We start from the raw sequence: 13,467 nt of genomic DNA on the forward strand, positions 1-13,467 counted from the left end.
GTGCAGTGGAACGCGCGCAAAACGGCCTGTAGCGTTCGGCGCAGGCAATCAACGCGGCTATCGAACGGCGCAAGACTGCGCCAGTCGGCGGGCCCGAGGACTCGCGACATCGTAGTGTACGAACACACGCAGGGCGCGTGCTGCCTGAGTGCTACGCGGCTGCGATGGGCTCAGGCGCGCTCGCCGAAGTAGCTGCGGCACCAATCCACGACCTGCGGCAAGCCGCGCTCCACCGGGGTGGCCGGATCGAAGCCGAACGCGGCCCGCGCGCGCTGCGTGTCGGCCATGGTGCGGATCATGTCGCCTGGTTGCATCGGCTTGTAGACTTTTTCGGCCGGGCGGCCCGCGGCCTGGGCGATCACATCGATGAAATATTCCAGTTCCACCGGGGTGTGGTTGCCCAGGTTGAACACCCGGTGCGGGATCGCCTCGCCGCTGGGCGTGTCCAGCGCGCCCAGCACGCCGGCCACGATATCGGCCACGAAGGTGAAGTCGCGCTGCATCTTGCCGTGGTTGAACACCTCGATCGGGCGTCCGGCCAGCACCGCGCGGCTGAAGATCAGCGGCGCCATGTCCGGCCGGCCCCACGGGCCATACACGGTGAAAAAGCGCAGCCCGGTGGCGCGCAAGCCGTATAGCTGCGCATAGGTGTAGCCCATCAATTCGTTGGCCGCCTTGGTGGCCGCGTACAACGAGCGTGGTTGGTCCACGCGCTGGTCTTCGGAAAACGGCGGGGTGGCCGAATCGCCGTACACCGAGCTGCTGGACGCATACACCAGATGCTGCACGCCGCGGTGCCGGCACAGCTCGAGCATGTTGACGAAGCCGACCAGGTTGCTGTCGACATAGGCAGACGGGTTTTCCAGCGAATAACGCACCCCGGCCTGTGCGGCCAGATGCACCACCCCGGTGGGCTGGATCTCGTCGAATAGCGCCGCCAGGCCCTCGCGGTCGGTCAGATCCAGCGTGCGGATGTCGATCTGCGGGCACAACGCCGCCACCCGGTCGCGCTTGAGCTGCGGGTCGTAGTAGCTGTTGTAGTTGTCCAGGCCCACCACCTGTTCGCCACGCGCAGCCAGTGCGCGGCAGGTGTAGGCGCCGATGAAACCGGCGGCGCCGGTGACGAGGATAGTCATGGCAGTGGTCCTGAAAACATCAAAGGGAGGCGGGGAAGCGGCGCTCAGAACAGCCCGAAAAAGCGCTTCTTCGCCACATTGCGGCGGCGCAGGTCGATGGTGTCCTGAATCTTGCTGGCATCGAAGCGGTCCAGCAGCGCATCGCTGCCCTGGCTCAGCTTCAACGCCATTTCTTCCGGATACAACGGCACCGCCGTCATGAAGGCGATGGTTTTTTCGGCATCGATGCGCAGATGCGCGAACTCTGGCGGCGCGCTCAGCGGCGGCAGCACGATCGCGCCGTCGAAGGCGACGCCCGGCGCATACGGCTCGGCCGGGTTGCCATTGGGAACGGTATGGCCAAACCCCAGCCAGGTGTCGAACTTGTGCGGCAGCCGCGCCAGGTTCTTGAGCAGGCGGATCGGCCAGTAATGGCGCTCGTCGTCGAAGTCGCGCCGGTCCATCGGCCAGTCGGCCGGCAGGCTCAGCATCAGCTCCATGTAGTGCGGCGCCTCCACTCCGTCGGGCAGCGTCATCGGCAGATCGCTCATGCCCGAGGTCACCAGGCGCAGGCACGACGAGTGCGCATTGGGCGGCACGATGTGCACGTCCAGATGCACGGTGTCGGAGAGAATTTCATGAAAGACGTTCGCAATCGGCCCGAGGTGCTGCTCGATATGCGCGCTGATCTGCTCGATGCATGCGTCGCCGCGTGCCGGCTCGAAGTCCTTGGCCTGCGCGTGATGCAGGATCGGGCTGCCGGACAGGCTGATCGTCGCGTCGGCGTGGCTCATGGGCGGTGCTTGCCGTCGCTGCTGCTGCCAGTGCCGGTATTGGCGACACGGCGCGCCGGCAGCGGTGCAGTGGCTGGCGCCTCTGCGCGCTCGGCTGCCAACGTTGCCTTGCGCTCGGCGCTGAAGTCCCACCAATTGCGCGCCGGTTCGCCCTGCATGAAGCGCACCAGCGACAGGAACACATCGATCACGCACGGGTCATGGGTGACGCCGGTGCGCAGGCAGAGCTGGGCGTACATGTCGTAGGCATCGCGGCCGTGCAGCTGCGCCGGCATGCGGATGCCGATCCGCTGCAGATCCTTTTCGCAGGCCGGCCCGACGTTGGGCAAGTCGGTCAGGCGCAGCAGATGCGCGCGGTCCACTTTGGCGGGATGCATCGCTAATCCTCCTGCGTTGGCCGCATCACCCCTTGCGGGTGCGCAAGCGTTCCAGCACACCTTCCAGGGTGTCCAGGTCGGTGTAATGGATCACCAGCTTGCCCTTGCCGCCGCGGCCGTGATTGAACACCACCTTGGTGCCCAGCGATTCGGACAGCTCGGTCTGCAGCGAGGCGATATCGGCCTGCGGCGCAGCGGTGATCGGCTTGCCCTTGCGCAGCGAGCCCGGCACCTTGCCGGCGGCGAACTGCTGCGCGCGGTGTTCGACCTCGCGCACCGACCAACCCTGATCGGCCGCTTCCTGCGCCAGCTTGCTGGCCAGTTCCGGCGCCAGGGTGAGCAGCGCACGCGCATGGCCCATTTCCAGGCGACGGGTTTCCAGCAGCACCCGGATCGCCACCGGCAATTCCAGCAGCCGCAGCAGGTTGGACACCGACGCCCGCGAGCGGCCCACCGCTTCGGCCGCCTCGGCGTGGGTCAGCGAAAATTCGTCGATCAACCGCTGCAGCGCCTGCGCTTCTTCCAGCGGGTTGAGGTCTTCGCGCTGGATGTTCTCGATCAGCGCCATCGCGATGACGGTGCGGTCGTCCAGCTCGCGCACCACCACCGGCACGTCGCTCAGCCCGGCCAGCTGCGAGGCGCGCCAGCGGCGTTCGCCGGCCACGATCTCGAACTGCGCCGGCCCCAATGCGCGCGCCACAATCGGCTGGATCACGCCCTGCGCCTTGATCGACTCCGCCAGCTCGGCCAGCTTGACCTCGTCCATCTCGCGGCGCGGCTGGTACTTGCCCGGCTGCAGTTGGTCCACCGGCAACTGGCGCAGGGTGTCGCCCGGCTGCAGCGCGTCTTCGCCGGTTGCGCCAGGTGCCGCTGCCGCTGCTGCGCCCTTCGGTCCCAATAGCGCTTCCAGGCCACGGCCCAGACCGCGCTTCTTTGCCAGGGGCGGCTTGCTCATCAGACGGTCTCCACGGGCCGGAAGGCCTTGTTGCGGTCGTTCTGGCGGCGCACGATTTCGCCGGCCAGCCCCAGGTACGCCACGCCACCGCGCGAGGTGCGGTCGTAACCGACGATGCTTTGGCCATGGCTGGGCGCCTCGGCCAGGCGCACGTTGCGCGGCACGATGGTGCGGAACACCTTGTCGCCAAAATGCTGGGTCAGCTCCGCCGATACCGCATTGGCCAGGTTGTTGCGGATATCGAACATCGTGCGCAGCACGCCTTCGATTTCCAGCGCCGGGTTGAGGTTGGCGCGCAGCGCTTCGATGGTTTCCAACAGGGCGGTCAGCCCTTCCAGTGCGTAGTACTCGCATTGCATCGGCACGATGATCGAGTCGGCCGCGGTCAGCGCATTGAGCGTCAGCAGCGATAACGCCGGCGGGCAGTCGATCAGGATGAAGTCGTACTCGTCGCGGATCGGCGCCAGTGCGCGCTTGAGCCGCTGCTCGCGCTCGCCCTGGTCCATCAGCTGGATCTCGGCAGCGGTCAGGTCGATGTTGCCCGGCAGCAGGTCGAAGCCTTCCGGCGCGGTCACCCGGATCTCGGCAGCGGTGTTCTCGCCCAGCAGCAGATCGCAGGTGGAGGCGGCCACATCGCGCTTGTCGATGCCGCTGCCCATGGTGGCGTTGCCCTGCGAGTCCAGATCCACCAGCAACACACGCTTGGGCGCGCGCGCCAGGCCGGCCGCCAGATTGACTGCCGTCGTGGTCTTGCCGACGCCGCCTTTCTGGTTGGCAATGGCGATGATCCGGGCCATGCGGGAGAGCCTCGTGGGCAAGGAGTAAGACCGGCCATTATGCGGGCAGGGCGTCGGATCGGGAAATGCCGCCCGCAGCGGCGCAGCGGGCGAGCGGGAATGCCGCCTGTGCGGTTCAGCCGGTGGGCGAGGTGGCGCCGGGCGGTTCCTTCATGGCGCGGTAGCGCTGCAGGATGTCGGCGATTTCGCCGTCCAGCGCGGTGCGCTGCTGCTCGAAGCTGGTCTGCAGCCGCAACTGCGCCATCAATTCGCGATGGCGTTGCTGGATGTCGCCGGCCAGCTTGTCGGCCACTGCCTGGCCTGCCAGCTCGCGGTCGCCGGCGGCGCGCAACATGCTGGCCAGGCCCTCGCGCAGGCTGGTGACATTGAAGCGCGCGGTGTGGATGTTGTTGTCCACGATGGCGATGCGCTCGTTGAACACCCGGCGCAGGTCGTCCTCGCTTTGATACGACATCAGCATGGCCTGATCGGTGCGCTGGCGCATCTGCTCGGCGGCCAGGTCGGCCAGGCGTTGTTGCTCATTGGCCGCGGCCGCAGTGCGCTCGTCGCTACTCAACGCGCGCTGTACCTCGGCGCTGCGCATGCCACTTTTGACGTTGAACTCGTCGCGCGCCTGATTCACCGCCTCCGGTGGCAGCGTATCGCTGCACACCCGCGCGCCGTTCTGGTTCCAGCAGTACAACTTCTTGGCGGCCGGCTTGTCCTGCGCAGCAACCGGCACGGCCATGACAGCCACGGTCACGGCAGCGAGTAACGCCAAACGTCTGTGTTTCGGCATCATCGCAGCCCCCTGTCACCTGCCGTCAGCCTGTGGTGTCGGTTCCGTAGCGGCCACGATAGGCCAGCAGCGGTTCCCGGTAGCCCACAAGGTCGGCGTTTCCTGCCGCAAAAGCAAGCAGATCGGCCAGGTTGGCCACCGCGATCACCGGGATGCCGGCCTCGGCCGCTACCGCTTGCGCCGCCGAACGGCGGTCCTGCTCGGAGGCGATCTCCTGCCGGTCCAGCGCCACCACGATGCCGGACGGCGTACCGCCAGCGGCGCGAATGATGCCCAGCGCCTCGCGGATCGCGGTGCCGGCGGTAATCACGTCATCGACGATCAGCACCTTGCGCCCGGCCAGCGGTGCGCCGATCAGGCTGCCGCCCTCACCATGATCCTTGGCTTCCTTGCGGTTGAACGCCAGCGGCAGATCGCGCCCGCGCCCGGCATAGGCACAGGCCAGCGCGGTGGCCAGCGGGATGCCCTTGTAGGCGGGGCCGAACAGAAGGTCGAACTCCACCCCGGCCGCATCGATCGCATCGGCATAGCACTGCGCCAGCTGCGCGGTCTTGACCCCGGAATCGAAGCGCCCGGCGTTGAAGAAGTACGGGCTGAGCCGCCCGGACTTGAGCGTGAACTCGCCAAAGCGCAGGGCATCGGCGCCCAGGGCCAGCTGCAGGAAACGGGTGCGGTGGTCGGTCATTGGACGGGAATGGGGAATAGGGAATGGAGAATCGTAAAGCCTACCCCAGCCGCACAAGGAAGGCTGCCGGTGCGCGATGCGTTTACCATTCCCTATTTCCCGACTCCCCATTCCCGGCCCCCAATGCGCATCATCAGTTTCAACGCCAACGGCCTGCGCTCGGCCGCCAGCAAAGGTTTCTTCGAGTGGTTCGCCACCCAGGACGCGGACGTGCTGTGCATCCAGGAAACCAAGGCGCAGGAGCATCAGCTGACCGGGCCGGAATTCCTGCCCGCTGGCTACAAGGCCTGGTTTCGCGATGCCAGCACCAAGAAGGGCTACAGCGGCGTGGCGATCTACGCCAAGCGCGCGCCCGACGAAGTGCGCACCGCGCTGGGCTGGCCGGAGTTCGACGAAGAAGGCCGCTATATCGAAGCGCGCTTCGGCAATCTGAGTGTCGTGTCCTTCTATATCCCGTCCGGGTCTTCCGGCGAGCTGCGCCAGGGCTACAAGTTCCAGGTGATGGAATGGCTGCGGCCGATCCTGGACGAGTGGCTGGCCAGTGGTCGCCAGTACGTGCTGTGCGGCGACTGGAACATCGTGCGCTCGGTGCTGGACATCAAGAACTGGAAGTCCAACCAGAAAAATTCCGGCTGCCTGCCGCCCGAGCGCGATTGGCTCAACGGCCTGTGCGCCGACACTGCAAGCGAAGCCAGCGCCGCCGACGGCCGTGGCTGGATCGACAGCTACCGCGTCCTGCATCCGCAGGGCGAGGACTACACCTGGTGGAGCAATCGCGGCGCGGCGCGCGCCAACAATGTCGGTTGGCGCATCGACTACCAGCTGGTCACCCCCGGCCTGCGCGACGCACTGCAGGCCTGCGCGATCTATCGTGAGCAGCGCTTCTCCGATCACGCGCCGTATATCGTGGATTACGCGCAGTGAGTGAGCGCCTGCAGCCGGCCGGCGCTGCGACCGGCAAGGATGGACGGACGATTGGTTCGGTGCCTGCAACCAACAGCAACATGGCTGCGATGAGGATCGGCATGTGGACAGCACGTCGCTGCTGGGGTCCGGTCAGTGCAGGTATTGCGCATCCCGTCTGGACCGGCCTGCTCGCCTCCGGGAGCTCTGCCTGCGCGCCGGCCGCTGACAATCCACCGGCCGTCTCGCTCGCCAATCGCTTCCACCGGCTGCACGCATGACCAAGCCCGCGCCAAAATACAAAGGGCTGCGCGGCATCCGGCAGGCATTCGCCACCCCATCGGCGGCGACCATGGCGCTGCTGGGTTTCGGCAGCGGGCTGCCATTCCTGCTGATCGCCTCGCAGACGCTGTCGACCCGGCTGCGCGATGTCGGCCTGGACCTGGGCAGCATCGGCCTGATCAGCCTGACCAGCTTCTTCTATCTGCTCAAATTCCTGTGGGCGCCGCTGATCGACCGCTACGCGTTTCCGCTGACCGCTTTTCTGGGCCGTCGCCGGTCCTGGCTGCTGGTCGCGCAGATCGGCGTGACCATCGGCCTGGTCGCACTGGCGTTTTCGCGGCCGGACCTGAGCGTCACCGGCCTGGTGAGCTGGGTGCTGTTCGCCTCGTTCTGGGGCGCCACCCAAGATTCGGTTGTGGATGCCTATCGCATCGAGATCGCCCCGGAGACCGCACAGGCCGCGTTGGCCGCGACCTACACGCTTGGGTATCGCGTCGGCTTGATCCTGGGCGGCGCGGGTGCGCTGTATATGGCCGAATACCTCGACTGGACCTGGGCCTACCTGGGCATGTCGGCGTTGATGGGGCTGCCGATCATCACCACCCTGGTCTGCCGTGAGCCGGACCGCCCCGAAGCCACCGTGGTACGCCGCGTCGACGTTGCGGGTGCGTTCTGGCAGCCCATTTCCAGTTTCTTTTCCAGCAATGGCCTGGCGCTGGGGATTGTGCTGCTGCTATTCGTCGGCCTGTACAAGTTCCCCGACCAGGTGATCGGTGTGATGGCCGGCCCGTTCTATCTGGACTCGGGCTATACCAAGGCCGACATTGCCACCGTCTCCAAGCTGTTCGGTGTCTGGATCGGCATTGCCGGTGCCTTCGCCGGTGGTGCCGCAGTGGCGGCGTTCGGCTTTCGCCGCATGTTGCTGGTGGCCGCGCTGGGCGTGGCGCTGTCCAATCTGGCCTTCCTGCTGATGGCGCATAACCCCGGCAAGCTGTGGGCGTTCTACGCCGCGCTCAGTGCCGATAACCTGTTCCAGGGCTTTGCTGCCACCGTGCTGGTGGCCTTCATGTCGTCGCTGACCGATCGCAACTTCACTGCCACCCAGTACGCACTGCTGGTGTCGCTGGCCAATCTGCCGGGCAAGTTCGCCGGCGGCGTGTCCGGGTTCCTGGTCCAGGCCACCTCATACAGCACCTTCTTCATCCTCAGCGCGCTCACCGTGATTCCCACCCTGGCATTGCTGGCCTGGCTATGGCCGCGCTTGCTGGCACACGACCGGCGGCCGGATTGAAACGTCCGCCAAGGTTGCCGATGATGCCGGCGGGGCAATCCATCGCACGAGGAAGGGCATGACCGATCTGGTGTTGCGTGATATCGATCCGGTGCTGGTAGACCGCATCCGCCGCATTTCCGTCGCACGCGGCTGGACCCAGCACCAGACCGTCATGCATCTGCTCGAACAAGGCCTGTTCGCCAGCGAGTTCGAAGTCACCGGTGGCCTGCAGCACCCGGAAGTCGATGCCCTGGCCGAAGCCATCGCCGCGCTCAAGGCACTGCCGGCCGGCAACACGCCTTAGAGCGGCTGACAGAAACGGCGCGGACAGTCGTCGGATGGGTGCCGTACGCGTGCTCAGAATCGCAGTTGCGAGTGGTAAGTGAGGCTTGCCAGCACTGCACGCGCCCGCCTGGTGGTGCGCGCAGTCGTCTTGCTTATCCGCTCTCCGCGGTCATTCTCTACCTGCGCGCCTTGCAAGGTGTTCGTCGTAACGCCTCAGCTCAATCGATGCATCCAGTTGCGCAGGCCAGGCCAGACCATGGCAGTCGTCATGTACGCAGTGGCCATGGATTACCGACCATGCATCACTCGCTGAGCGCTACGGCTCGATGGCGGCCGGCAAGCTTGCATGGTTTCAAAACCACCGCGCTGCGTTGGCCTTGCCAACCTGGCGCGTGGCGCCAGCGCGGCCCCCTGGCTAGGGGCGTCAGCGTTGGTCGTGTGGTGGTTCACGCCGGATAGATCGCCCCCAGCAGTCGCGGCCCTGCAGCCCCGGTGACCGAAGGCAGATTTGCCGGGCGCCCGGCCAGCAATTCGGCCGCCAGCCATGCAAACCCCATCGCCTCCAGATAATCCGGGTCCAGCCCGTGTCGTGCGCTGGATTCCACCACCACACCTGGCAGCCGCGCCGCCAGCCGCGCCATCAGCACCGGATTGCGCACGCCGCCGCCGCACACCAGCACGCGGCGGGTCTGCGGCTGCAGCCGTAGCAAGGCATCGGCCACGGTGGCCGCGGTGAGTTCTAGCAAGGTCGCCTGCACATCGGCGGGCTGCAGCGTCGCGTTGCCCATCGCCTGCTGCACCCAGGCCAAGTGGAAATGTTCGCGCCCAGTGCTCTTGGGCGGCGCCAGCGCAAACCACGGGTCGGCCAGCAACGCCTGCAGCAACGACGCATCCACATTGCCACTGGCAGCAAACGCACCCTCGGCGTCGAACGCCGTGCCGCGATGGTGCAGGCACCAGCTATCCAGCAACGCATTGGCCGGGCCGGTATCGAAGCCCAGCACCGTGCCATCGCGCGGAATCAAGGTCAGGTTGCCGATCCCGCCCAGATTGAGCACGGCGCGGTCTTCATCGCCAGCCCCCAGCATCGCCAGATGAAACGCCGGCATCAGCGGCGCGCCCTGACCCCCAGCGGCCACATCGCGGCGGCGGAAGTCGGCCGCCGTAGTGATCCCGGTGTGCTCGGCAATCCGGCTCGCATCGCCGATCTGCCAGGTAAAGGCCGGGTCGCCGGTCGGCCGATGGCGAATGGTCTGCCCATGCGAGCCGATTGCGCGGATGTGCTGTCGCGCGATGCCACAGGTGTCGATCAGTTGATTGGCCGCGTCCGCGAAGGCCAGGCCTACCTGCGCATCCAGCTGGCCCAGCGCATCGATGGCGATGGTCTCGGCGCCCTGGCCCAGCGCTACCAACGTCTCGCGCAGCTGCGGTGCCCACGGCACCGTCATGCCTGCCACCAGTTCGCAACGGCAGTGGCGGTCATCGGCAAAACGCACCAGCGCAGCATCGATGCCATCGGCGCTGGTGCCCGACATCAGGCCCAGATACAGCGGGAAGTTTTCGTGTTCCAGAACAGTCATGCCAGAACCAATTGCGCAGCGGTCATGCAGCTTGTGCAGCTCAGGGGGGGCCAGTCAACTGGCCTGTCGATGGGCTGGCCTGGAAGGGCGGTGACCCTTACAAGCGAAGGCCACCAGTCGCCGAGAATTCACGCGTCCATCTCAGAGCGGCGAACAAAGCGTCGCAAGCAATCGTCAGGTGGGAATGGACGACGCGGAAAAACCGGAGTGTACGAGGGTGAGCTGCTGCACCGAGCAGCGTCCGCGCCCGTCTGTTGGCTCCAGCGTAACTTTGTCAGCTGCTGTCAATGCGCCGCTGACCTCTTCACCGCTTCCGCTGATTGCAACAATTTGTTGACGCTATGGTCGGCGCGGACACGCGTACCGACCACGGTCACTGCCAAGAGCGCCCCGCAGGCCTCAAGCACACTTAGACAACGGCACTCGCTCGGCGCTGCGGCACGCGGACCAGTGCGACCCGCACCGGTTAACGCCAGCCGCAATCCTCAGCCGCGCGACTTGCTCTTGGCGGGCTTGTCGGCATCGGCATAGATCATCTTTTCCATGCCTTCGATGCGCGCCATGGCCGGCGCGGTCTGCGCACGGAAGGCCGCCAGTTCGGCACCTTGCAGCGGCTCCGGCGGCGGCATCGTCACCGACATCGGGTTGCGCTGCTGCCCGCCGACGCGGAATTCGTAATGCAGATGCGGGCCGGTCGCCAGGCCGGTCATGCCGACATAGCCGATCACCGTACCCTGGTTGATGCGCTGGCCGGCCTTGATCTTGCCGAAGCGCGACATGTGCCCGTACAGCGTGCTGTAGTTCTTGCCGTGGTCCAGGATCACCACATTGCCGTAGCCGCGCTGGGTGCCGACGAACACCACCCGCGCATCGCCGGCCGCCATGATCGGCGTGCCCGACGCGGCCGCGTAATCCACACCTTTATGCATGCGCATCGTGCCCAGCACCGGATGCTTGCGCGCACCGAAGGTGGAGCTGATGCGGCTATACGCCACCGGCATGCGGATAAAGCTCTTCTTCAACGGCCGGCCGGTGATGTCGTAATACTCGGCCGGCTTGCCGGCGCGCTCGAAGCGGAACCCGGTGTAGGTCTTGCCGCCGGTGGTGAAGGTCGCTGCCAGGATGTCGCCGGTGCTGATCCGCTCGCCCTCGCGCCAGGTTTCATCCATCACCACGCTGAAGCGGTCGCCCGGCTGCAGATCCTTGTCGAAGTCGATGTCGTACTTGAAGATCTCGTCGGTCATGATCGCCACCGCCGCCGGCGACAGCCCCGACTTGCCGGCCGATGCGTACAGCGAGCTGCTGATTTCACCGCTGGCCACCACGGTGCGCGTGGTCGTCGCGCGCTCGGTCACCTTCTCGCGCACGCTGTCGCCAAGTAGCCGCAATTCCACCCGATGGCTGGCGTCGCGATCAAAGCGCAGTGCCCGCAACTCACCCGGCGTCGGCATGTCGAACGCAATCTCGGTCCCCGGACGCAGTTTGGTCAGCGCCTCCTTGGTGCCCGGATGCGCCAGTACCTGATACATCACCGCGGTCGGGATTCCCAACTCCCCGAACAAGGTGCTCAGCGTCTGTCCCGACTTGACCTGCAGGATTTCCCACTCGGTGCTCGGCGCCAGCTGCTTGCGGCTGGGCACCAGCGGAGGCAATGGCAATGCCAGCGTGGAGTGACTGGAGAGCGGGGTGTCGATGGCGTTGGAAAAGCCCGGCACGATCGTGGCCACCATCGCGCCGATGGTCGCGAACAAGCTGGCGTGGATCCAGTGACGACGTGTCCAACGATCGTTGAACGCGGCCGGCAGGTGCTGCTTGAGCTTGCGATGCAGTGCAGTGTCGTGGAGGACGTGGAGGCGTTCTTGAAAGCGCCGCTTGCGTGCACGGCCCTGCTCTGAGTTCTGCATCGTTGGATTTCCTCGCTGGCTCGAAGTGCGAGCTCAATCGCCGGTACCATAGACAGCCTGTAACAGCGCGTCAAACCATTGAGCCTGTTCATTATTTTCACTTGGCGCGGAATTAACCCGCGTTTAACATAATTCACGTTGTTGACGGCAAACGCCGCTGGAGTCTGTGGTTGGCCACTATCGAAGAATCCCTCGCACTCATCGGCCGTGGCGCCGACGAGATTCTCAAGCTCGATCAGCTTCAAGCCCGCTTGACGTCGGGCGTTCCGCTGCGGGTGAAGGCCGGCTTCGACCCCACAGCGCCGGATCTGCACCTGGGCCACACCGTGTTGCTCAACAAGATGCGGCAATTTCAGGAGCTGGGTCACCAGGTCATCTTCCTGATTGGCGACTTCACCGGCATGATCGGCGACCCGAGCGGCAAGAACGCCACCCGCAAACCGCTCAGTCGCGACGATGTGCTGGCCAATGCCCGCACCTATGAAGAGCAGGTCTTCAAGATCCTGGACCGGGAGCGCACCGAAGTGCGCTTCAACTCCGAGTGGTTCGGCCAGATGAGCGCCGCCGACATGATCAAGCTGTCCGCCCAGCACACCGTGGCGCGGATGCTCGAGCGCGACGATTTCGCCAAGCGCTTCGCCGGCCAGCAGCCGATCGCCATCCACGAGTTCCTCTATCCGTTGGTGCAGGGCTACGACTCGGTGGCCTTGAAGGCCGACGTCGAGCTGGGCGGCACCGATCAGAAGTTCAACCTGTTGATGGGCCGTGGTCTGCAGGAGCATTACGGCCAGGCGCCGCAGGTCGTGCTGACCATGCCGTTGCTCGAAGGGCTGGACGGCGTTGCCAAGATGTCCAAGTCGCTGGGCAACTACATCGGTATCAATGAGCCGGCGATCGATATCGTCACCAAGACCATGAAGATCGGCGACGAGCTGACCTGGCGCTGGATCGATCTGTTGTCCTTCGACATCGGGGTGGCTGAAGCAGCACGCCTGAAAGAGCAGGTCGCCTCCGGTGAACTGCATCCGCGCGATGTCAAATTGCGCCTGGCCCGCGAACTGACGACGCGTTTCCACGATGCAGCGACAGCCGAACAGGCCATCGCCGGCTGGCACGCCGTGGTCACAGGGCAGGGCGACACCAGTCTGTTGTCGTTACAAGAGGTTGTGGTCCCGGCGGAAGGACTGCGGATCGCCAGCCTACTGACGGCTATCGGGCTTACGCCGAGCAATTCGGAGGCCAATCGCAAGCTCAAGGAGCGCGCGGTCAGGATCGACGGCGAGGTGATCGAGGATGCTGGCCGCGTGTTCGCCCCGGGATTCGAGGCGGTCATCCAGGTGGGCAAGCGCAATTTCGCCCGCGTGTCGCTGATTACTGGTTGACCCGCGACAGGGTTGCTGCAAAGCCGCAACGCCGGGCCGCTGCTGCGGCGCTCCATATAGAAGGCCGCAACCACCAGATCGATCTTCAAACATGTTCTAAGAGCCCGGCTGAGTGCCAGCGCACGTATTTGGCAATTCTGTGAAAAATTTTTCACAAAAGGCTTCCCAAACTCCGTTTGCGGGCATATAGTTCGCCTCCCCCGACGCAACGGACTCCGCAAACGCGGAACCAGAGCGAAAGGGTTCGAAAATTCCCTGAAGCTAGGGTGTTGACGAAACGCAAAAGCCGGCTATGATGGGCGGCTCGCTACACGGAAAGACGCTACGGCGGATTGAGGTGCAGCGGCGGCAACGTCC

General features: G+C 65.4%; 12 protein-coding genes, 1 other RNA gene and 1 pseudogene. 4 read left to right on the forward strand and 10 right to left on the reverse strand.

From position 1 onward, the window contains the following. Positions 1-170 precede the first annotated feature (170 nt). The 7 genes and pseudogenes from XdyCFBP7245_RS20580 to pyrE all read right to left on the reverse strand — a co-directional run bounded on the left by XdyCFBP7245_RS20580 (position 171) and on the right by pyrE (position 5,501). A complete protein-coding gene (locus XdyCFBP7245_RS20580) occupies positions 171-1,136 on the reverse strand; it encodes an SDR family NAD(P)-dependent oxidoreductase (protein ID WP_104617276.1) in 966 nt (321 codons plus the stop codon). Positions 1,137-1,180: 44 nt separating this feature from the next. Beyond that, positions 1,181-1,909 (reverse strand): suppressor of fused domain protein, encoded by a 729-nt coding sequence (locus tag XdyCFBP7245_RS20585; protein WP_104617277.1) that lies wholly within the window; start codon positions 1,907-1,909, stop codon positions 1,181-1,183. An 89-nt stretch (positions 1,910-1,998) separates the two neighbouring features. Then, positions 1,999-2,286 (reverse strand): annotated as a pseudogene (locus tag XdyCFBP7245_RS20590) (helix-hairpin-helix domain-containing protein); the annotation flags it as partial. Between the two features lie 25 nt (positions 2,287-2,311). Further along, the gene (locus XdyCFBP7245_RS20595) at positions 2,312-3,241 is read right to left on the reverse strand and encodes a ParB/RepB/Spo0J family partition protein (protein ID WP_104617278.1); all 930 of its coding nucleotides are present in this window, start codon (positions 3,239-3,241) and stop codon (positions 2,312-2,314) included. Next, positions 3,241-4,038, reverse strand: a complete 798-nt coding sequence (locus XdyCFBP7245_RS20600; RefSeq protein WP_104617279.1) for a ParA family protein — start codon at positions 4,036-4,038, stop codon at positions 3,241-3,243. The genes XdyCFBP7245_RS20595 and XdyCFBP7245_RS20600 overlap by 1 nt, the downstream gene beginning before the upstream one ends. 115 nt (positions 4,039-4,153) lie before the next feature. After that, the gene (locus XdyCFBP7245_RS20605; RefSeq protein ID WP_211287757.1) at positions 4,154-4,819 is read right to left on the reverse strand and encodes a hypothetical protein; all 666 of its coding nucleotides are present in this window, start codon (positions 4,817-4,819) and stop codon (positions 4,154-4,156) included. Between the two features lie 22 nt (positions 4,820-4,841). Continuing rightward, entirely contained in the window at positions 4,842-5,501 is a 660-nt protein-coding gene (pyrE, locus tag XdyCFBP7245_RS20610) for an orotate phosphoribosyltransferase (protein WP_104617280.1), read from the reverse strand. A gap of 123 nt (positions 5,502-5,624) precedes the next feature. Here pyrE and XdyCFBP7245_RS20615 point away from each other — a divergent pair, with 123 nt between their 5' ends. The 3 genes from XdyCFBP7245_RS20615 (at position 5,625) to XdyCFBP7245_RS20625 (ending at position 8,263) form a co-directional block, all read left to right on the forward strand. After that, positions 5,625-6,425 (forward strand): exodeoxyribonuclease III, encoded by an 801-nt coding sequence (locus tag XdyCFBP7245_RS20615; RefSeq protein WP_104617281.1) that lies wholly within the window; start codon positions 5,625-5,627, stop codon positions 6,423-6,425. A 256-nt stretch (positions 6,426-6,681) separates the two neighbouring features. Beyond that, positions 6,682-7,977, forward strand: coding sequence for an AmpG family muropeptide MFS transporter (locus XdyCFBP7245_RS20620; RefSeq protein ID WP_170068727.1), 1,296 nt, complete (start codon positions 6,682-6,684; stop codon positions 7,975-7,977). A gap of 58 nt (positions 7,978-8,035) precedes the next feature. Next, a complete protein-coding gene (locus tag XdyCFBP7245_RS20625) occupies positions 8,036-8,263 on the forward strand; it encodes a hypothetical protein (protein WP_055847421.1) in 228 nt (75 codons plus the stop codon). A 427-nt stretch (positions 8,264-8,690) separates the two neighbouring features. Here XdyCFBP7245_RS20625 and XdyCFBP7245_RS20630 read toward each other — a convergent pair whose 3' ends face one another. The 3 genes from XdyCFBP7245_RS20630 to XdyCFBP7245_RS20640 form a co-directional block, all read right to left on the reverse strand. Further along, the gene (locus tag XdyCFBP7245_RS20630) at positions 8,691-9,824 is read right to left on the reverse strand and encodes an anhydro-N-acetylmuramic acid kinase (protein ID WP_104617282.1); all 1,134 of its coding nucleotides are present in this window, start codon (positions 9,822-9,824) and stop codon (positions 8,691-8,693) included. A gap of 148 nt (positions 9,825-9,972) precedes the next feature. Next, positions 9,973-10,057, reverse strand: a non-coding RNA gene (locus XdyCFBP7245_RS20635) — sX9 sRNA. A gap of 252 nt (positions 10,058-10,309) precedes the next feature. Then, positions 10,310-11,728: a M23 family metallopeptidase gene (locus XdyCFBP7245_RS20640; RefSeq protein ID WP_104617283.1), complete on the reverse strand. Its 1,419-nt coding sequence runs from the start codon at positions 11,726-11,728 to the stop codon at positions 10,310-10,312. A 170-nt stretch (positions 11,729-11,898) separates the two neighbouring features. On the opposite strand from XdyCFBP7245_RS20640, the gene tyrS reads away from it, so the two are divergent. Continuing rightward, complete coding sequence (gene tyrS / locus XdyCFBP7245_RS20645) at positions 11,899-13,110, forward strand: tyrosine--tRNA ligase (RefSeq protein WP_104617284.1); 1,212 nt, start codon at positions 11,899-11,901, stop codon at positions 13,108-13,110. Positions 13,111-13,467: the final 357 nt, after the last annotated feature.

Origin of the sequence: Xanthomonas dyei (assembly GCF_002939865.1) — a bacterium.
Taxonomy (GTDB): Bacteria; Pseudomonadota; Gammaproteobacteria; order Xanthomonadales; family Xanthomonadaceae; genus Xanthomonas; species Xanthomonas dyei.